Source organism: Pantoea sp. Ep11b (assembly GCF_040783975.1).
Lineage (GTDB): Bacteria > Pseudomonadota > Gammaproteobacteria > Enterobacterales > Enterobacteriaceae > Pantoea.
In genome coordinates, this window is the sequence record NZ_CP160631.1 from 2,897,507 (window position 1) to 2,917,888 (window position 20,382).

12 protein-coding genes are annotated in these 20,382 nt (G+C 60.1%); 9 read left to right on the forward strand and 3 right to left on the reverse strand.

What is annotated here, in order from left to right:
• Positions 1 to 27: 27 nt before the first annotated feature.
• The gene (gene udk, locus AB1748_RS13725; RefSeq protein WP_004571279.1) at positions 28 to 669 is read right to left on the reverse strand and encodes a uridine kinase; all 642 of its coding nucleotides are present in this window, start codon (positions 667 to 669) and stop codon (positions 28 to 30) included.
• Positions 670 to 953: 284 nt separating this feature from the next.
• Here udk and AB1748_RS13730 point away from each other — a divergent pair, with 284 nt between their 5' ends.
• The 3 genes from AB1748_RS13730 to yegD all read left to right on the forward strand — a co-directional run bounded on the left by AB1748_RS13730 (position 954) and on the right by yegD (position 6,492).
• Positions 954 to 1,568, forward strand: a complete 615-nt coding sequence (locus AB1748_RS13730) for a phosphatase PAP2 family protein (RefSeq protein ID WP_111139189.1) — start codon at positions 954 to 956, stop codon at positions 1,566 to 1,568.
• Between the two features lie 163 nt (positions 1,569 to 1,731).
• A complete protein-coding gene (locus AB1748_RS13735; RefSeq protein WP_367395633.1) occupies positions 1,732 to 5,064 on the forward strand; it encodes a diguanylate cyclase in 3,333 nt (1,110 codons plus the stop codon).
• Between the two features lie 75 nt (positions 5,065 to 5,139).
• Positions 5,140 to 6,492 carry a molecular chaperone gene (gene yegD, locus AB1748_RS13740; RefSeq protein WP_111139187.1) on the forward strand — a complete coding sequence of 451 codons (1,353 nt, stop codon included), beginning with the start codon at positions 5,140 to 5,142 and terminating at the stop codon, positions 6,490 to 6,492.
• Positions 6,493 to 6,627: 135 nt separating this feature from the next.
• Here yegD and AB1748_RS13745 read toward each other — a convergent pair whose 3' ends face one another.
• Together AB1748_RS13745 and AB1748_RS13750 are read right to left on the reverse strand one after the other, a co-directional pair.
• On the reverse strand, positions 6,628 to 7,965 hold the full coding sequence (locus AB1748_RS13745; RefSeq protein WP_367395634.1) for a carbohydrate porin: 1,338 nt from the start codon (positions 7,963 to 7,965) through the stop codon (positions 6,628 to 6,630).
• Between the two features lie 208 nt (positions 7,966 to 8,173).
• A complete protein-coding gene (locus tag AB1748_RS13750; protein WP_367395635.1) occupies positions 8,174 to 9,133 on the reverse strand; it encodes an aldo/keto reductase in 960 nt (319 codons plus the stop codon).
• Positions 9,134 to 9,372: 239 nt separating this feature from the next.
• On the opposite strand from AB1748_RS13750, the gene AB1748_RS13755 reads away from it, so the two are divergent.
• From AB1748_RS13755 to baeR, 6 genes are read left to right on the forward strand one after another with little or no spacing between them, the layout of a single operon-like run.
• The gene (locus AB1748_RS13755) at positions 9,373 to 10,608 is read left to right on the forward strand and encodes an MdtA/MuxA family multidrug efflux RND transporter periplasmic adaptor subunit (RefSeq protein ID WP_111139184.1); all 1,236 of its coding nucleotides are present in this window, start codon (positions 9,373 to 9,375) and stop codon (positions 10,606 to 10,608) included.
• A complete protein-coding gene (locus AB1748_RS13760) occupies positions 10,608 to 13,730 on the forward strand; it encodes an MdtB/MuxB family multidrug efflux RND transporter permease subunit (protein ID WP_367395636.1) in 3,123 nt (1,040 codons plus the stop codon). The genes AB1748_RS13755 and AB1748_RS13760 overlap by 1 nt, the downstream gene beginning before the upstream one ends.
• Positions 13,727 to 16,801 carry a multidrug efflux RND transporter permease subunit MdtC gene (mdtC, locus tag AB1748_RS13765; protein WP_367395637.1) on the forward strand — a complete coding sequence of 1,025 codons (3,075 nt, stop codon included), beginning with the start codon at positions 13,727 to 13,729 and terminating at the stop codon, positions 16,799 to 16,801. Before AB1748_RS13760 ends, mdtC begins: the two co-directional genes overlap by 4 nt.
• Positions 16,802 to 16,852: 51 nt before the next feature.
• Entirely contained in the window at positions 16,853 to 18,259 is a 1,407-nt protein-coding gene (locus tag AB1748_RS13770) for an MFS transporter (RefSeq protein ID WP_367395638.1), read from the forward strand.
• A complete protein-coding gene (baeS, locus tag AB1748_RS13775; RefSeq protein WP_111139180.1) occupies positions 18,256 to 19,644 on the forward strand; it encodes a two-component system sensor histidine kinase BaeS in 1,389 nt (462 codons plus the stop codon). The genes AB1748_RS13770 and baeS overlap by 4 nt, the downstream gene beginning before the upstream one ends.
• A 6-nt stretch (positions 19,645 to 19,650) precedes the next feature.
• The gene (gene baeR / locus AB1748_RS13780) at positions 19,651 to 20,358 is read left to right on the forward strand and encodes a two-component system response regulator BaeR (protein ID WP_111139179.1); all 708 of its coding nucleotides are present in this window, start codon (positions 19,651 to 19,653) and stop codon (positions 20,356 to 20,358) included.
• Positions 20,359 to 20,382 lie beyond the last annotated feature (24 nt).

Below are 20,382 nucleotides of genomic sequence, written 5' to 3' on the forward strand. Positions count from 1 at the left end.
TCTGCGCCACGTCCCACCGGACGTGGATTATTCAAAAAACTGGTTGATTTTTGCCTTGAGGATATCGATGGCGATACGGTTTTTTCCGCCGCGCGGCACGATAATATCGGCGTACTGTTTAGAGGGCTCGATGAACTGCAGGAACATCGGACGAACCGTCTTCTGGTACTGACTCATTACTGAATCCATCGAGCGCCCGCGCTCATTGACATCGCGCTTCATACGGCGCATCAGACAGATGTCGAGCGGCGTATCCACGAAGATTGAGAAGTTGAGTTCCTGACGCAGACGGGCGTCGGTCAGCAGCAGAATGCCCTCCAGGATAATCACCTTTTTGGCTTTCAGATGCTGGGTCTGCTGCGTACGGGTGTGTTCAACGTAACTGTAGACCGGCAGTTCAATATCCTGACCGGCTTTCACCGCCTGCAGGTGCTGCAGCAGTAAATCATGATCCATCGCGCTCGGATGGTCATAATTGGTTTTAACCCTCTCTTCCATGGTGAGGTGACTTTGATCTTTGTAATAAGCATCTTCCGGGATGACCCCGATGTGCTCGTCACCTACCTGATCACGGATTTCACGATAGAGCGTGCTGGCAATTAAACTTTTACCGGATGCGGAAGCGCCGGCAATGCCTACAATCACGCACTGATGAGACTTGTCAGTCATACTTTTTTAAGACCTGATAACTGGAGCCTGCCACTGGACACACATTACGCGGGCAGCGGACGGGCCGAAATGGAGAGGGTGTGTTCGCGCTAAGTATAGGGATTTCGGTCTTTTGATGCCAGAGAAATGGCGTCGGCGACTTTTCAGACTTTCCCCTTTGGACGCCACTCATTTCACCGATAAACTGTTGTCACAGCCAATTATAACTAAAATGGCCCCTTCAGCGTGCCGGACAGCCCGCGCGCGACGCTCTCATAACGACCCGAGAAGGCAGCAGGAGTAGTATGCACTGGAAGACTTTGACCTATTTTGGCGACAGCATGCTGTTGATTCCGACAGCCGTGATTATTGCGCTGATTTTACCCTGGAAGAGTGACAACCGTCTTACCGTCCTCTACTGGATTGTCGCTTTCGGCCTGGCCGGGCTCACGGTCAGCATTTCGAAGATTCTGTTCCTGGGATTCGGCATCGGCAGCGCCCGTTTTAATTTCACCGGTTTCAGCGGTCACAGTGCGATGTCCGCTACGCTGTGGCCAGTGATGCTGTGGCTGATCTCGGGTCGCTGGTCGCTGCCGGGTCGCGTGGTGGCGATCGGGGTAGGCTACCTTATCCCGCTGATGGTGGGATTCTCCCGTCTGGTGATCCATGCGCACTCCAGAAGCGAGGTCGCGACCGGTCTGCTGCTGGGTTTCACGCTGAGCACCGCGTTTCTGATCTCGCAGCGGCGCACCACGCTCAAAGGCTTTAGCTGGACCCAGGTCGGCGCTGCACTGGTCATACCCTTTATTCTGATGAGTCACGGGCGCGTCGCTACCACGCAGCAGTTTCTGGAGCGGTTCTCTGCCAGCCTTGCGGGGATGGAAAAACCTTACACCCGTGCCGATCTTTTCCGTCAGTAATCAATAGGCTGGCTCGTCATCCCCCCCTGCCCGCCAATTCGCCGAATAACGGGCAATTTTGATTTCACCCCTTTTTTCTTTGCCGAATGTGCTAGCATGCAGTCAGAGAATGACTGGTGCCTGATTCGCCGTTGCGGAGCCCTGCACCCTGCCGGAAGCCCGCATGACTGAGATTTTATCCCCGCAAAACAACACGCCCAACCGCTGGCTTCAGGCGCTGGTTCTGGGCGGGATACTCTTTTTCCTGACGCTGTTCTGTCTTGAACTGATTGTGGTCAGCGGGAAGATTTCCCCGCTCTGGTTCCCCACGACGCTGATGACCGTCGTGGTTTTCCGCTGTCCGACGCGCCAGCTGCCGCTGCTGCTGACAGCCTGCGTCCTGGGCACCGCGAGTGCTAACGCCCTGGTCATCGGCCCCGCCTTTTCTAACCTTAAATTTACGCTGCTCAACCTGATTCAGGCGGGTGTCGGCGGTATGCTACTGCGCGCTCTGCTGGATCGTCGCACACCGCTGGATTCGCTGAGTGACTGGGCACGACTGGTGCTGTCGGTGGGCATTATGACGCCGGTGCTCGGCGGCCTGCTGGCGCTCTGGACGCTCCAGGTCAGCGGCCAGGCGTCGTTTCCCTTCTTCTATACCTGGGTGATCTCCGAGATCATCGGTATGCTGGTGCTCGGCCCGATGCTGCTGCTGCTGCCCTGGCCGCTGCGTCGCGCGCAGTTCAGCGATCTGCGTCTGGCCGAACTCGCCCTGACGCTGCTGCTTACCCTCGGTTCCAGTTACCTGTCACTGCGCTTTCTGCCCTGGCCCTTTACCTTTATTGTGGTGATTCTGTTCTGGTGCGCCGTTCGCCTGCCTAAACTGCAGGCGTTTATCCTGTTCTTCCTCAACGCCAGTTTTATCTCCATGCTGCTGGCTTTAGATCTGGTCAACGTGGTCAGCAACAACAGCGCGCTGGGTCCGGTCTCCAGCTGGCTGCCGTTTCTGCTGGTGCTGATACCCAGCCATATCATGTCGCTGGTGATGGATGCCTCCCGGCGCGAGAAACTGCATATTTCCGACAGTGAAACCCGCTTCCGTCATGCCATGGAGTACTCGGCAATCGGTATGGCGCTGGTCTCCCCGCAGGGCAACTGGCTGCAGGTCAACCGCTCACTCTGTCAGATCCTCGGCTACCCGGCGGATGAGCTGAAGCGACTGACCTTTCAGCAGATCACGCATCCCGACGATCTCTCTAAGGATATGCAGCATGTAGGCCGACTGCTGGAAGGCGACATCGACACCTATACCCTTGAGAAACGCTACTTCCGCAAAGATGGCGAAATCGTCTGGGCACGCCTGACGGTCTCGCTGGTGCGTGACAGCAGCCATGCCCCCCTCTACTTCATTGCGCAGATCATCGATATCTCTGAGCTGAAGCAGAGCGAACAGGTGAACCGGCGGCTGATGGAGCGTATCACGCTGGCCAACGAAGCGGGCGGCATCGGCGTCTGGGAGTGGAACCTGCTGACCGGCGAGATGCTGTGGGATAAGCGTATGTACGCCCTGTTTGGTCTGGAACCACATGAGTCGCCGAGCTACGACCTCTGGATCCATCTGCTGCATCCCGCCGATCGCGAATACGCGGCGCTGACGGTGCAGCAGGCCATTGAGCTGCGCAGCGCCTTTCATATGGAGTATCGCGTCGTTGACAGGCAGGGACAGCGCTGGGTGCGAACCCAGGCTAACCGGCTGCTGAGTAAAGAGGGACGCATTGAGCGGATGCTGGGTATCTGTCAGGACATTACGCCGCTGCGCAACCTGAATGAGGCGCTGTTTCAGGAGAAAGAGCGCATGGCGATTACCCTTGATTCGATCGGCGAAGCGGTGATCAGCACCGATAAAGAGATGTGCGTGGCCTTTATGAATCCGGTAGCGGAGAAGATGAGTGGCTGGACGCAGGAGCAGGCCACAGGTCAGCCGCTGAGTAAGGTGCTGCACATTACTCAGGGCCGCAACGGCCCCGAGGTCGAAAATCTGCTGTTGTGCCAGTTGCCGCCAGAAAAGGTCACCCCGGATTTTGCGGAAGATCTGGTGCTGCATGCCCCCGATGGCAGTCATATTGATATTCACTACAGCATCACCCCGCTGCGTTCAGAAGCCGGTCTGGAACAGGGTGCCGTAATGATTATTCAGGATGTCAGTGAGTCACGTAAGCTGATGAAGCGTCTGAGCTACAGTGCGCTGCATGATACGCTGACCAGCCTGCCTAACCGCGCCAGCTTCGAACTGCAGCTTAAGCGTCTGCTGTTCGATGCCGCGGAGCATCATCATCACCATGTGCTGGTGTTTATCGATCTGGACAAGTTTAAGGCCGTTAACGACAGCGCCGGCCATGCCGCCGGGGATGCACTCCTGCGCGAACTCTCTGAACTGATGCAGCACCATCTTCGCAGCAGCGATTTTCTGGCCCGACTGGGCGGCGATGAGTTCGCCCTGCTGATGCCTGACTGTGAGGTCGCGCAGGCGCATGACGTGGTGCAGCGTATCGTTGCCGCAGTCAATGACTACCGCTTCCAGTGGCTGGGTCGCCTGTACCAGGTCGGTGCCAGCGCCGGGGTGACCCAGATCTCCGCCGAAAACTGTCAGAGCAGCGACGTGCTGTCGCAGGCGGATATCGCCTGTTACAACGCCAAACGCAGCGGTCGCGGACGGCTGATGATCTATGAACAGCATCGCCTGCCACTGCCGGGTCATCATCAGGGTCTGGATGCCGGCATGATCGATGCCCTGCAGATCGAACTGGCCGCCTGGGCTGTTGCTCCGCCGAAAACGCCGCAGGCGGCCTTTATCTGGCTGCTGGATGTCCAGCTGTTAAGCGCGGACGGGTTGCTGATGGATGAAATGCTGCTGCGCAGTAACCTTGCCGATGAGGCGCTGCGTCGCCGGCTGGATAACAACATTCTGGAGGCTTTTTTCCGCCACGACGTAGAGGCGCTGAATCACAAGGGCATTGCGGTGGTTCTGCCACTGCATGCGCAGATGCTGAGTGATGCCGCCTTTGTGCACCAGCTCTGTCAGCGCTTTGTCGCCGCCGGTCTGGCCGATAGCCGCGCAGGTTTTGCTTTTCCGGCGGCGAGCGTCATCGGTAAAGGCGATCAGATCTATGCAGCGCTGCGGCAACTGCGGCAGTGCGGCTGCCGTATCGTCCTGCAGCATTTTGGCCGTAATCTGGATGCCTTCAATCTGCTGAGTGATGACGTGGTCGATTATCTGGTGCTGGCACCTGATCTGGTGGCAAACGTGCATGCCAGTCTGATGGATGAGATGCTGCTGACCATTATTCAGGGGCAGGCCACGCAGCGCCACATTTCCGTACTGGCCGGTCCGGTTTCCGTGCCAGCCGTGCTGAATACCCTGGCGACGCTGGATGTGGATGGCGTCTGGGGCAGTGCTGTCGCCGAGCGTCAGCCGCTGCGTTCGCTGGCCGAAGCTCGCCTCTTCGCTATCCGTTAATTCCCGCGCTGGCCGCTTGCCACCCCGCTGAAGCTGCGCTAAAGTCGCCCCCTTTTTTCCGGCATGGGGGCGAAAATGTTCATAGGATTCGATTACGGCACGGCTAACTGCTCTATTGCAGTCAGCGAAAAGGGCACGCCACGCCTGTTAACGCTGGAAAACGATCAGCGCCTGCTGCCATCAATGATCTGTGCGCCGACACGCGAGTCGATCAGCGAATGGCTTTATCGTCATCATCAGGTTGCGACGCCGGACAGCGAAACCACGGCACTGCTACAGCGCGCACTGCGGTTCAACCGCGAAGAGGATATCGAGGTTCAGGCGAACAGCGTGCAGTTTGGCCTGACCGCGCTGCAGCACTACATGGCTGACCCGGAAGATGTCTGGTTCGTTAAATCCCCCAAATCGTTTCTCGGTGCCAGCGGCCTGAAGCCTCAGCAGCTTGCCCTGTTTGAAGATCTGGTCTGCGCCATGATGCTACACATCCGTCAGCAGGGCGAGAGCCAGCTCGGTCAGACCATTCAGCAGGCAGTCATCGGCCGACCGGTCAACTTCCAGGGCGCGGGCAGCGAAGAGTCTAACCAGCAGGCTGAAGGTATTCTGCTGCGCGCCGCACACCGTGCCGGTTTCCGCGACGTCGAGTTTCAGTTCGAGCCGGTCGCGGCCGGACTCGATTTCGAGGCGACGCTGCAGCAGGAGACGCGGGTGCTGGTCGTCGATATCGGCGGCGGCACCACCGACTGCTCAATGTTGCTGATGGGGCCGAAATGGCGCGACAAGGCGGACCGCCGTGAAAGCCTGCTGGGCCACAGCGGTTGCCGCGTTGGCGGAAACGACCTGGACATCATGCTGGCGTTTAAAACCCTGATGCCTCTGCTGGGGCTCGGCGGCAACACCCAGAAAGGCACCGCCCTGCCCGCCCTGCCGTGGTGGAATGCGATTGCCATCAATGATGTGCCGGCACAGAGCGACTTCTACAGTGCGGCCTGTGGAAAATGGCTGCGGGATCTGGTGCGCGATGCCGAACAGGGCGACGTCGTGGCCCGCCTGCTGAAGGTGTGGCAGCAGAAACTGAGCTATCGTCTGGTACGAGCGGCCGAAGAGAGCAAGATCGCGCTGTCAGCAAGCCCGGCCCATACCGCTTCGCTCGACTTCATTGCCGCGGCATTGCAGACGGAGATTGCGGTGAACCAGTTGCAGGAGGCGATCAGTCAGCCGCTGGAGAAAATTCTGGAGCAGGTGCAGCTGGCGCTGGCCACCAGCCAGATTAAACCTGATGTGATCTACCTGACCGGCGGCAGCGCGCGTTCACCGCTGCTGCGTGCAGCCCTGCAGCAGACGCTGCCGGATACGCCGATTGCGGGCGGCGACGACTTCGCCTCGGTCACCGCCGGACTGGCCCGCTGGGCAGAAGTGATGTTCCGCTAATCCTGCCCTGCGACAACAAAAATGGCACCCGAGGGTGCCATTTTTATTTGCCGACAACGGCGATGAGCAGGCGCAGGCTCACAGGGCTCAGCACGTCCAGGCCGTCTGTCCGGTACGCCATCCTTTCACTCTTTATCAGAAGGCGATATTGGCGCTGATACCGCCAATAAACGCATCTTTCACTTCGCTGACCGCGCCCGGTGCCACGACATACTGCAGATTAGGGCGCAGTGACATCCAGTTTGTGACTTTAGCGTTGTAGTAGATCTCATAGTTGTATTCCGAACCTGACTGAACCGGCAGATAAGTCGGGCTGTCGAAGCGGCTTTCGCCGTTAGCCTGATTCTGCTGACGCAGTGACCGGGTATAGTCGCTGTTCACATGAATACGTGCTGCGCCCACGCCAATCTCATCCTGCGGACGGGCATCAAACGGCCCGGTCCAGGTCAGGGCGAACGACTGATAGTTGTCGGTTTTTGACGTCTTGTGGTCGTTCATCACCGCCTGCAGGCGAATGCCCAGTCCACGATTTACATCGCCGCTCTGTGCGGTCAGCTGCTGCTGCAATAACAGATAGCCGCCATAGGCACGCGCCTGATCCTGATAGCCGCCGTTGCGCCAGCTGCTGTAGACATCGCCATCCACCGACGAGGTGTAGTAACCGATGCGGTAGTTACCCGGCAGTTTTTCCGGCCCGAAGGTCGGTTTCCAGCCCAGCTCGATCGGCACCAGATTGCCTTCAGAATGGCGGGTGTCCAGACGGAAGCCGTCGCCGCGATCGTAGTTGGCGCGGTTCTGATTATAGAAACCGACCTGGAAGAAAAGCTCAGGAGTAAGATTGAACTTAATGCGGCCGCCCCACTGCGACACCGGCCAGTTGAACCAGCGATCGCCGCGCCAGTTCCCCGCCTGGCCGCTGCCCAGTGCCAGGTTCTGGAACAGATTGCCATCGAAGTTATCGAAGTCTTCGCCCACCGTGACCCGGCCGGCTTTCACATCGACCACATCGTCAAACAGTCCTTTGCGCAGCCAGAACTGCGTCAGGCGCCAGGTCTGGCCGCGACCGTAGACCTCCTGAACCGAAGAGAGCATCCCGGCGCGTCGGTCCCCTACCTGATCCGACAGGTTCTGACCGTCGCGATTGGTCACGGTCATCTGGAACTCGGCATCCTGCCAGTTCAGCAGTTTTTCCAGGTCAAAATTGGTGCCAAACGTCCACTGATCGCTGTAGCGCATAGTCGTGTTGCTGTCCGCGCCACCGCCCAGATTGGCCGCACTTTCCATGGTGTAGTTGACGTCAAATTTAATGCCGTCATCCTGCAGCTGCGTCCGGTAACCGCCCCAGTCACCAGCCATCCATTCGGAGTCGGGACTCAGCGCGTCAGCGGCCAGGGCTGACGTGGAAAGCATGGCCATAAGCAGGGTACCGGTTGCCACACGGGCAGAGGGAAAGCGGGCTTTTCTGTTTTTCATCGTGCTGATTCTTATGTAAGTGACCGAAAGTGACGCGCAGAGGATAGTGCTGGCTATTGAACGGCTTTTGTAAATACGTGCGCATACTTTCCGGAAACAGCAGATTGTTCGCGTAACTGTGATCGGGATCTCTTAGCGGTTACGTTTCAGCCAGAAACGGCAGTTTCTGCCGGGTCAGCGCAAAACAGGGGCACGATGGCCCCTGCGCTTAACGGCTCGCCTGGTCCAGTTGTGCAATCTCTGCGGGTGAGAGCGTGAGCTGCATCGCCCCGGTCAGATCGTCGAGCTGTTTCAGCGATGTGGCGCTGACAATCGGCGCGGTGATGCCGGGACGGGCGATCTGCCATGCCAGCGCCACCTGCGTCGGCGTCACCTGCTGCGCTGCGCTGATGGCATCCAGCGCGTCGAGGATCCGCAACCCGCGCGGATTGAGATATTTTTCGACCACGCTCTGCCCGCGCGCACTTTTCGCCGCATCCGCTGCTTCACGGTATTTGCCGCTGAGGAAACCGCTGGCGAGAGAATAGTAGTTGATCACGCCCAGTCCGTGCGCCTGCACCACAGGCTCCAGCTCCGACTCATAGGGCTGGCGGTCATAGAGGTTATATTCCGGCTGCAGGGTTTCGTAGCGCGCCAGTCCCTGCGCGTCACTGATCGCCAGCGCCTCCTGCAGTCGTGCGGCGCTGTAGTTTGAAGCCCCGATAGCCCGCACCTTGCCTTCCCGGATCAGGCCGTCAAAGGCGCTCAGTGTCTCCGCCAGGGGCGTATCTGCATCGTCGCGGTGCGCCTGATAGAGGTCGATATAGTCCGTCTGTAAACGGCGCAGCGACGCATCGACTGCCTGACGGATATAGTCCGGTTTCAGCCCGGTTTTCGCCGGGGACAGTTCCATCCCCACCTTGGTTGCCAGAACGATCCGGTCCCGTTTGCTACTTTTTTGCAGCCACTCGCCTATAAGGGTTTCCGATTCACCGCCTTTGTTGCCCGGCACCCAGCGGGAATAGACGTCGGCCGTATCGATAAACCAGAGCCCCCGCTCCACCAGCGCATCCAGCAGAGAAAATGAGGTAGCGCGATCCACCGTCCAGCCAAACACATTGCCGCCAAACGTCAGTCGCGGAACGGCGATACCGCTGTTACCTAACTGCCGTGTCTGATTCTGATGCATTTCTGGCTCCTTATTTACCGGAAAAACTGCCTGTTTCTCAGCATAGCAAAGGGGTTTTGCCTCTTTATGACGATTGTGCTGCGATTAATGAAAGAACAGGCATAATGACCCCGCCCTGACAGAGATTCCTTATTTCCTTCAACTTCTGCCCGTCAGAGGCGACTACAATCTGTCGTTTGCAGGCTAACCTTTTGATGCCTGCGCCTGGGACTACGTCACTGCTGGAGAGCACCGAAATCATGAGCACCCGACATCCTGTTATGAAGAAAACCCTGATTGTGCTGGCCCTGATTGCTGTCGCGGCAGGCGGCTATTATGGCTGGCAGCGCAGTGCGGCACCGGAAAGCGGCAGCCAGCGTGATGCGTCTGCCCCGGGCGACAAAGGCCGTGGTGAGGGCGCGCATCGCCCACTGGCCCCGGTTCAGGCTGCCACCGCCACTCGCGAAAGCGTGCCGCAATACCTGAGCGGACTGGGTACGGTCACCGCCGCCAATACGGCCACCGTGCGCAGCCGGGTCAACGGCGATCTGCTGGCGATCCACTTTACCGAAGGCGATCAGGTTAAAGCAGGCGATCTTCTGGCGGAGGTCGATCCGCGCCCTTACCAGGTGGCGTTAGCACAGGCTCAGGGCCAGGTCGTCAAGGATCAGGCCACGCTGGCGAATGCCCGTCGCGACCTGGCGCGCTACGAGAAGCTGGCGAAAACGTCCCTGGTGTCGCAACAGAGTCTGGATACCCAGCGTTCACTGGTCGCTGAAACGCTCGGCACGCTAAAGGCGGATGAAGGAAACGCTGCCAGCGCACAGCTTAATCTGACCTACAGCCGGATCACCGCGCCGATTTCCGGGCGGGTCGGCCTGAAGCAGGTGGATGTGGGCAACTACGTCACCAGCAGCGACAGCACCGGCATCGTGGTGATCACCCAGACGCATCCGATCGATGTGCTCTTCACGCTGGCGGAGAACAGCATCAGCGCCATTCTTAAAGCGCAGAAAAGCGGCCAGCCGCTACTGGTTGAGGCCTGGGATCGCAGCAATAAAAACCTGATCGCCAGCGGCAAACTGCTGAGTCTGGACAACCAGATTGATGTCACCACCGGCACCATCAAAATCAAGGCGCGATTCGATAATCAGGATGACGCGCTGTTTCCTAATCAGTTCGTTAATGTGCGCCTGAAGGTCAACACGCTGCAGGATGCGATTGTCATCCCGCCTGCTGCACTGCAGATGGGCAACGAGGGGAACTTTGTCTGGGTCGTCAACAGCGATAACAAAGTGAGTAAGAAAAGCGTGGTGCCCGGCCTGCAGGACAGCCAGAAGGTGGTGATCACGGCCGGTCTGGAGGCAGGTGAGCGCGTGGTCACAGATGGTCTGGACCGCCTGACGGAGGGGGCAAAAGTGGAGGTTGTGGCACCGCAGAGCAGCGCGCCGCGCAGCAGTCGCGCCACGCTGCCGTCAAAAGGAGAGCGTGAGTAATGCAGGTCATGCCTCCCGATCAGCATGGCGGACCGTCTCGCCAGTTTATTCTGCGCCCGGTCGCCACCACGCTGCTGATGATTGCGATTCTGCTGGCTGGCGTGCTGGGCTACCGCTTTCTGCCGGTTTCGGCGCTGCCGGAAGTGGATTATCCGACCATTCAGGTCGTCACCCTCTATCCGGGTGCCAGCCCGGATGTGGTCACCTCCTCCATCACCGCCCCGCTGGAGCATCAGTTTGGTCAGATGTCCGGCCTGAAGCAGATGTCGTCGCAAAGCGCCGGCGGTGCCTCGGTGGTGACGCTGCAGTTTCAGCTGACGCTGCCGCTGGATGTGGCTGAGCAGGAAGTGCAGGCGGCAATTAACTCCGCCACCAACCTGCTGCCCAACGACCTGCCTAATCCGCCGGTCTACAACAAAGTGAATCCCGCCGATCCGCCCATCATGACGCTGGCCGTCACCACCCGCAGCATGCCGCTGACGCAGGTGCAGGACATGATCGAAACCCGGATAGCGCAGAAGATTTCACAGGTGAGTGGCGTCGGGCTGGTCACCCTGTCGGGCGGTCAGCGTCCGGCCGTGCGGGTTAAGCTGAACGTGCAGGCGCTGTCGGCACTCGGCCTGACCAGCGAAACGGTACGGACCGCCATCAGCAACGCCAACGTCAACTCCGCCAAAGGCAGTCTGGATGGCCCGACCCGCTCTGTCACGCTGTCGGCCAATGACCAGATGAAGTCCGCGGAAGATTACCGCCAGCTGATTATCAGCTATAAAAACAACGCCCCGGTGCGGCTCGGCGACGTGGCCACCATCGAACAGGGTGCAGAAAACAGCTGGCTGGGTGCCTGGGCCAACCGCGATGCGGCGATCGTGCTCAACGTCCAGCGTCAGCCTGGCGCCAATATCATCGCCACGGCGGACAATATCCGCGCCATGCTGCCTGCGCTGACCGCGACCCTGCCGAAGTCCGTTGAGGTGACGCTGCTCACCGACCGCACCACCAACATCCGCGCGTCGGTCAGCGACACCCAGTTTGAGCTGGTGCTGGCGATGGCACTGGTGGTGATGATTATCTACCTGTTTCTGCGCAACGTGCCTGCCACGCTGATCCCGGCGGTGGCGGTTCCCCTGTCGCTGATCGGCACCTTCGCCGCCATGTATTTCCTGGGCTTTTCGATCAACAACCTGACGCTGATGGCGCTGACCATCGCCACCGGTTTCGTGGTCGATGATGCCATCGTGGTGATCGAGAACATCTCACGCTATATCGAGAAGGGTGAAAAACCGCTAACCGCCGCGCTGAAAGGGGCTGGCGAGATCGGCTTTACCATCATCTCGCTGACTTTCTCGCTGATTGCGGTGCTGATCCCGCTGCTGTTTATGGGGGATGTCATTGGCCGGCTGTTCCGCGAATTTGCCGTGACGCTGGCGGTCGCCATCCTGATCTCGGCGGTAGTCTCACTAACCCTGACGCCAATGATGTGCGCCCGGATGCTCAGCGCGGAGTCGCTGCGCAAACAGAACCGTTTTTCCCGCGCCAGCGAAGCGATGTTTGACCGCATCGTGGCCTTCTATGGCCGTGGCCTGCGCCGGGTGCTGAATCACCCCTGGCTGACGCTATCGGTGGCGGTCGGCACCCTGATGCTGACGCTGATGCTGTGGATGATTATCCCGAAAGGCTTTTTCCCGCAGCAGGACAACAGCATTATTCAGGGCACGCTGCAGGCGCCGCAGTCGGTCTCCTACGCCAGCATGGCGCAGCGCACGCGCGATGTCGCCTCCATCATCATGAAAGATCCGGCGGTGCAGAGCCTGACTTCGTTTGTCGGCGTAGATGGCACCAATGCCGCGCTCAACAGCGCCCGGCTGCAGATCAACCTCAAACCGCTGGACCAGCGCGACGACCGGATTCCGGCGATTCAGCAGCGTCTGCAGAGGGCGGTGAGTCAGGTGCCGGGCGTGCAGCTCTGGCTGCAGGCCGTGCAGGATCTCACTATCGATACCCAGGCGAGCCGGACGCCTTACCAGTTTACGCTGCAGTCCGGTTCGCTCACCTCGCTCAGCACCTGGGTTCCAGCCCTGCTGACCCGGCTGAATACGCTGCCACAACTGCGTGATGTCAGCAGCGACTGGCAGGATCAGGGGCTGGAGGCGTTTGTTAACGTCGACCGTGACAGCGCCAGCCGCCTCGGCATCAGCATGGCGGACGTGGACAATGCACTCTACAACGCCTTTGGGCAGCGGCTTATCTCCACCATCTACACCCAGGCGAATCAGTATCGCGTGGTGCTGGAGCAGGATAATCACGCCACGCCAGGGCTGGAGAGTCTGGAAGCGATTCGCCTCAACAGCAGCGACGGCGGCAGCGTGCCGCTCAGCGCCATTGCCCGTATTGAACAGCGGTTCGCGCCGCTGACGATTAATCACCTCGACCAGTTCCCGTCGGCAACCTTCTCGTTCAACGTAGCGGAGGGCTACTCTCTGGAGGATGCGGTGAAGGCGGTGTCGCAGGCGGAAGCCGCGCTGGGCATGCCTGCAGAGATGATGACTCAGTTCCAGGGCAGCACGCTGGCGTTTGAAGCGGCGCTGAGCAGCACCGTCTGGCTGATCGTGGCGGCCATCGTTGCGATGTACATCGTGCTGGGCGTGCTCTATGAGAGCTTTATTCATCCGATTACCATTCTCTCCACGCTGCCTACCGCCGGGGTCGGCGCGCTGCTGGCGCTGATGCTCAGCGGCAATGAGCTGGATATTGTGGCGATCATCGGCATCATCCTGCTGATCGGCATCGTGAAAAAGAACGCCATCATGATGATCGACTTTGCGCTGGCGGCCGAGCGTGAAGAGGGGATGACGCCTTATGACGCCATCTATCAGGCCTGCCTGCTGCGTTTCCGTCCGATTCTGATGACCACGCTGGCGGCCCTGCTCGGCGCACTGCCGCTGATGCTCAGCACGGGCGTCGGTGCCGAACTGCGTCATCCGCTGGGCATTGCGATGGTGGGCGGGCTGATTCTGAGCCAGGTATTGACCCTCTTTACGACGCCGGTGATCTACCTGCTGTTTGATCGGCTGGCTCACGCGACACGCCGCCGCTTCAGCCGCAGGGAGGCCGCAGAGTGAAGTTCTTTACCCTCTTTATCCACAGGCCCGTAGCAACCACCCTGCTGACGCTGGCTATCGCGCTGGCCGGGGTGCTGGGTTTCCGCCTGCTGCCGGTGGCCCCGCTGCCCCAGGTCGATTTTCCGGTGATCGTGATCTCCGCCTCGCTGCCGGGTGCCGCGCCGGAGATCATGGCGTCATCGGTGGCCACGCCGCTGGAGCGTTCGCTGGGACGGATCTCAGGCGTCAGCGAAATGACCTCCACCAGCTCGCTGGGCAACACCCGCATCATCCTGGTGTTTGATTTCGACCGTGACATCAACGGAGCCGCGCGCGACGTGCAGGCCGCGATTAACGCCGCGCAGAGCCTGCTGCCGACCGGGATGCCGTCGCGTCCGACGTGGCGCAAGGTTAACCCTTCCGATGCGCCGATCATGATCATGACGCTGACGTCGGATACCTACAATCCGGGTCAGCTCTACGACTACGCCTCCACCCAGCTGGCGCAGAAGCTGTCGCAGATTGAGGGCGTGGGTGATGTAACCGTAGGCGGCAGCTCGCTGCCTGCGGTTCGCGTGGCACTGAATCCGCAGGCGCTGTTTAACCAGGGTGTCTCTCTGGATGACGTGCGCACCGCCATTTCCAGTGCCAACCAGCGACGTCCGCAGGGGGCACTGGATGATACCCAGCGGCGCTGGCAGCTTCGGACCAATGACGCGCTGCAGACCGCGCGTGAGTATCAGCCACTGATCGTCCATTATAAAAACGGTGCGGCCGTCCGGCTGTCGGATGTGGCCACGGTCCAGGATTCGGTACAGGATGTGCGCAACGCCGGGATGTCGCGCGGCAAGCCTGCGGTGCTGCTGCTGATCCGCAAAACGCCTGACGCTAACGTGATCGACACCGTGGACCGTATCCGCGCTGAAATGCCCCGGCTGCATGAGGTGATCCCGGCCGCTATCGACCTGCAGATTGCGCAGGATCGCTCACCAACGATTCGTGCTTCGCTGCATGAGGTCGAGCAGTCACTGATCATCGCCGTGCTGCTGGTGATCATGGTGGTATTTCTCTTCCTGCGTTCAGGCCGGGCCACGCTGATCCCCGCCGTTGCCGTGCCGGTTTCACTGATCGGCACCTTCGCTGCCATGTACCTCTGCGGCTTCAGCCTGAACAACCTGTCGCTGATGGCGCTGACCATCGCCACCGGTTTTGTGGTGGATGACGCGATCGTGGTGCTGGAGAACATTGCCCGCCACGTCGAAGCGGGCATGAAGCCGCTGGCGGCCGCGCTGAAAGGGGTGCAGGAAGTCGGCTTTACCGTGCTGTCGATGAGCCTGTCGCTGGTGGCGGTGTTCCTGCCGCTGCTGATGATCGGCGGGCTGATTGGCCGCTTCTTCTCAGAATTTGCCATTACCCTGTCGGTCTCTATCGTCATCTCCCTGTTTATCTCAATCACCCTGACGCCGATGATGTGCGCTTATCTGCTGAAGCCGCACGCGCCGCGCAGCCAGCCACGTCGTCGCGGGGCAGGTCGTCTGCTGATGGCGATCCAGCAGGGGTATGGCCGTTCGCTCAGGGTAGTGCTGAACCATGCGCGCTGGGTCATGCTGCTGTTTGTCGCCACCATTGTCCTGACCGGCTGGCTGTTTGTGCATGTGCCGAAAACCTTTATGCCCGAACAGGATACCGGACGGCTCTCCGGCTTTATCTCTGCCGACCAGAGTATTTCGTTCCAGGCGATGCGCAGTAAACTGCAGGATTTTATGGAGATTGTCGGGGCCGATCCGGCTGTGGACAGCGTGGTGGGCTTTACCGGCGGAATGCGCACCAACAGCGGCTCAATGTTTATCTCGCTGAAACCGCTCTCTGAGCGCAAAGAGAGCGCGCAGGCGGTTATCGCCCGGCTGCGCGGCAAGCTGGCAAAAGAGCCAGGCGCCAGTCTCTATCTGAATGCGGTGCAGGATCTGCGCTCCGGTGGACGGGAGGCGAACGCCAGCTACCAGTATTCGCTGCTGTCGGACGATCTGGGCGCCCTGCGGACGTGGGAGCCGAAAATCCGCGAGGCGTTTTCTGCCCTGCCGCAGCTGGCAGATGTGAACTCCGATCAGCAGGATAAGGGCAGCGAGATGGCGCTGACTTACGATCGGGAGAGCATGGCGCGGCTGGGTATCGACGTCTCAAAGGCCAACGATCTGCTGAACAATGCCTTTGGGCAGCGTCAGATATCCACTATTTATCAACCACTCAATCAGTACAAAGTGGTCATGGAGGTCGATCCGCGCTACACCGAGGATATCAGCGCCCTGTCGCAGATGTTTGTGATTAATGACGCGGGTAAAGCGATTCCGCTGTCGTGGTTCGCGCACTGGCAGCCCGCCAACGCGCCGCTGTCGGTGAACCATGAAGGCCTGTCGGCCGCATCCACTATCTCGTTTAACCTGCCGGAAGGGGTGTCGCTGTCGCAGGCGTCAGAGGCGATCGATCGCACCATGACTGCCATTGGCGTTCCCTCCAGCGTGCGCGGCAGCTTTGCCGGAACGGCGCAGGTGTTTAAGCAGTCGCAAAGCAGCCAGCTCTGGCTGATGCTGGCGGCAATCGGGGCGGTCTATATCGTGCTGGGGATCCTTTATGAGAGCTATGTGCATCCGCTGACCATCCTCTCTACCCTGCCCTCGGCGGGCGTGGGCGCGCTGCTGGCGCTGGAGCTGTTCGATACGCCTTTCAGCCTGATTGCACTGATCGGCATTCTGCTGCTGATCGGCATCGTGAAAAAGAACGCTATCATGATGGTCGATTTCGCGCTGGAAGCGGAGCGCAACGGCCAGCTCAGCGCGCGCGAGGCGATCTTCCAGGCCTGCCTGCTGCGCTTCCGGCCGATTATGATGACCACGCTGGCTGCCCTGTTTGGTGCGCTGCCGCTGGTGCTGAGCAGCGGCGATGGCGCGGAGCTGCGTCAGCCGCTGGGGATTACCATCGCAGGCGGTCTGGTGATGAGCCAGCTGCTGACGCTCTACACGACGCCGGTGGTCTATCTGATGATGGATAAACTGCGGCGCAAAAAACGTCCGCTGGTCGCCACGCCGCAGCCGTAATGGCGGCAGTGGCGTGAGACATCGGGGGTAAGGCCGTTATCGGGGGGAGCGATGAGTACGCAAAGCACTAACGTCCGCTGGCAGTTATGGATCGTTGCCATCGGCTTCTTTATGCAGACGCTGGATACCACCATCGTGAACACGGCGATCCCCGCTATGGCGCACGATCTGGGCGTCAGCCCGCTGCACATGCACGCGGTCATCGTCTACTACGTGCTGACGGTGGCGGTGATGCTGCCGGTCAGCGGCTGGCTGGCGGATCGCTTTGGCGTGCGCAACATCTTCTTCAGCGCGATTCTGCTGTTCAGTCTGGGATCGCTGCTGTGCGCCCTCTCCGCCACGCTGGATCAGCTGGTGCTGTCGCGGGTGGTTCAGGGGATTGGCGGCGCGATGATGGTGCCGGTGGGCCGCCTGACGGTGATGAAGATCGTGCCGCGTGAGCAGTACATGTCCGCGATGACCTTTGTCACCCTGCCCGGTCAGATCGGCCCGCTGCTCGGCCCGGCGCTGGGCGGCGTGCTGGTGGAGTACGCCAGCTGGCACTGGATCTTCCTGATCAATATTCCGGTCGGCATCGCGGGCGCTATCGCCACCCTGATGCTGATGCCCAACTACCGTATGCAGACGCGGCGCTTTGACTTTGCCGGTTTTATCCTGCTGGCCGCCGGCATGGCGACCCTGACCCTGGCGCTGGATGGTCAGCGCAGCAGCGGCGGCTCTCCCCTGCTGCTGGGCGGCATGATTCTGGCGGGCACCTTCTCGCTGCTCTTCTATCTGCTGCATGCGCGCGACAATGATAATGCGCTGTTCAGCCTGAAGCTGTTCGATAACCCGATTTACGCCATCGGCCTGCTCGGCAGCTTCACCGGCCGCATCGGCAGTGGCATGCTGCCCTTTATGACGCCGATATTTCTGCAGCTCGGCATGGGCTACAGCCCGTTCCACGCTGGTCTGATGATGATTCCGATGGTGCTGGGCAATATGGGGATGAAGCGCATCGTGGTGCGCATCGTTAATCTTTATGGCTATCGCCGGGTGCTGGTGATGTCGACCGTGGCGCTGGCGCTGGTGGTGCTGCTCTTCCCGCTGGTGGCGATGCTGGGCTGGGTCTGGCTGCTGCCGCTGGTGCTGTTTCTGCAGGGGATGGTGAACGCCATTCGCTTCTCGTCGATGAATACCCTGACGCTGAAGGAGCTGCCCGATGAGCTGGCCTCCAGCGGCAACAGCCTGCTGTCGATGATCATGCAGCTGTCGATGAGTATTGGCGTCACCGTGGCCGGGCTGCTGCTGGGGGCGTTTGCGCAGGAGAGCGTGGCGGGCAGCGCCGCAGAGCACCAGATGTTTATTTATACCTACCTTTGCATGTCGCTGATTATCATCCTGCCCGCGCTGGTATTCTGGCGCGTTCCCTCCCAGGTGAGTACCAACGTCGATCTGCGACGCCGGAGAAAAAAATGAGAGTGAACCTGCGCCTGGGTATCGGGGCGAAACTGTTTATGGCGATCTTCGCCACCTGTATGCTGGTGCTGATCACCATGCACTGGGGCGTGCGGCTCAGCTTCGAGCATGGCTTCGTCGACTACATCAAGCGCGGCAATCAGCAGCGCCTGAACCTGCTCAGCGATGCGCTGGCTGACCAGTATGAGCAGCACGGCAACTGGGATTTTTTGCGTCACAACGATCGGCTGATTTTCACCATGCTGCGTTCGCTGGAGCAGAACCCGGACAGCAGCAGTCAGCTGCCGCCCCACGGCTGGCGTACCCAGTTCTGGGTGCTCGATCAGCAGTACAAGGTGATGGTCGGCCCGCCGGGGCCGGTGCCGCCGGAAGGCACGCGGCGCAATATCACCACCAGCACGGGCAGGATAGTCGGCTGGGTGATCGGCTCTCCACCGGAGCGGCTGACGCGCAGTACCGATATTAACTTTGATCTTCAGCAGCGGCGCACCAGCTGGATCATCGTCGGCCTCTCGACCCTGCTGGCGGCGCTGGCGACCTGGCTGATGGCGCGCGGTCTGCTGGCCCCGGTTAAGCGGCTGGTCGACGGCACCCATCATCTGGCGGCCGGTAACTTCGCCACCCGCGTCGAGGTCAGCAGCCGGGATGAACTGGGTCAGCTGGCGGGCGACTTCAACCTTCTCGCCCGCTCGCTGGAGAAAAACGAAAGCATGCGTCGCGCCTTTATGGCCGATATCTCCCACGAGCTGCGCACCCCGCTGGCGATTCTGCGGGGTGAGCTGGAAGCGATGCAGGATGGGGTGCGCAAGCTGACGCCGGAAGCGATCGCCTCGTTACAGAGTGAAGTGGTGGTACTGACCAAGCTGGTGGATGACCTGCATCAGCTGTCGCTCTCTGACGTGGGAGCCCTCGCCTACCGCAAACAGGCGACCGATCTGGTACAGCTGCTGGAGGTGACGGCGGGCAGCTTTGCCGAACGCTATCGCGCGCACCAGCTGACGCTGAAACTGAATCTGCCCGACCAGGCCCCCTTCTTTGGCGATCCCGACCGCCTGATGCAACTCTTCACCAACCTGCTGGAGAACAGCCTGCGCTACACCGACAGCGGAGGCCGGGTAGAGGTGACGCTCCGCTATGAGGCTCCCGACTGGCATATCGAATTTGATGACAGTGCGCCCGGCGTGGACAAGGCGTATCAGGCGCAGATTTTTGAGCGTTTCTTCCGCACCGAGGGGTCACGCAACCGTGCCAGCGGCGGCTCAGGCCTCGGCCTCGCGATCTGCAAAAATATTGCGGCCGCGCATGGTGGCGACCTTCATGCGGCGCACTCTGATTTAGGTGGACTGAAAATCGCGCTACACTTGCGCTATGTTCCCCCTGTGTAGACGCTTATGAGCCAGGAAACCCCCGATCCGCTGATTCTGGTGGTCGAAGATGAGCCGAAACTGGCGCAGCTGATGATCGATTATCTGCTCGCCTCAAATTACCGTACCCATCACATTGCCGACGGCAGTGCGGTGCTGGAGTATGTCCGCCAGACGCCACCCGATCTGATGCTGCTGGATTTAATGCTGCCCGGCACAGACGGCCTGACGCTGTGCCGCGAAATCCGCCGCCATTCCGACCTGCCGATTATTATGGTGACGGCGCGCACCGAAGAGATCGACCGGCTGCTGGGGCTGGAGCTGGGCGCGGATGACTACATCTGCAAACCCTTCAGTCCGCGTGAGGTGGTGGCGCGGGTGAAAACCATTCTGCGTCGGGTCAGACGTTCAGCGGAGGAGCCGCAGAGCGCCTCGCTGCTGCGGGTCGATGAAAGCCGCTTCTCCGCCAGCTGGCGCGAGAAACCACTTGATCTCACCCCGGCGGAGTTCCGCCTGCTGAAAACGCTGTCGCTGGAGCCGGGCAAGGTCTTTTCACGCGAACAGCTGCTTAACCATCTCTATGATGACTATCGCGTGGTGACGGATCGCACAATCGACAGCCACATCAAGAATCTGCGCCGCAAGCTGGAGCTGCTCGACAGCGAGCAACCCTTTATCCGCGCCGTTTACGGCATGGGGTATCGCTGGGAGGCCGACGCCTGTCATTTGATCTAGTTTGATCCTGATCAATTTACTTCC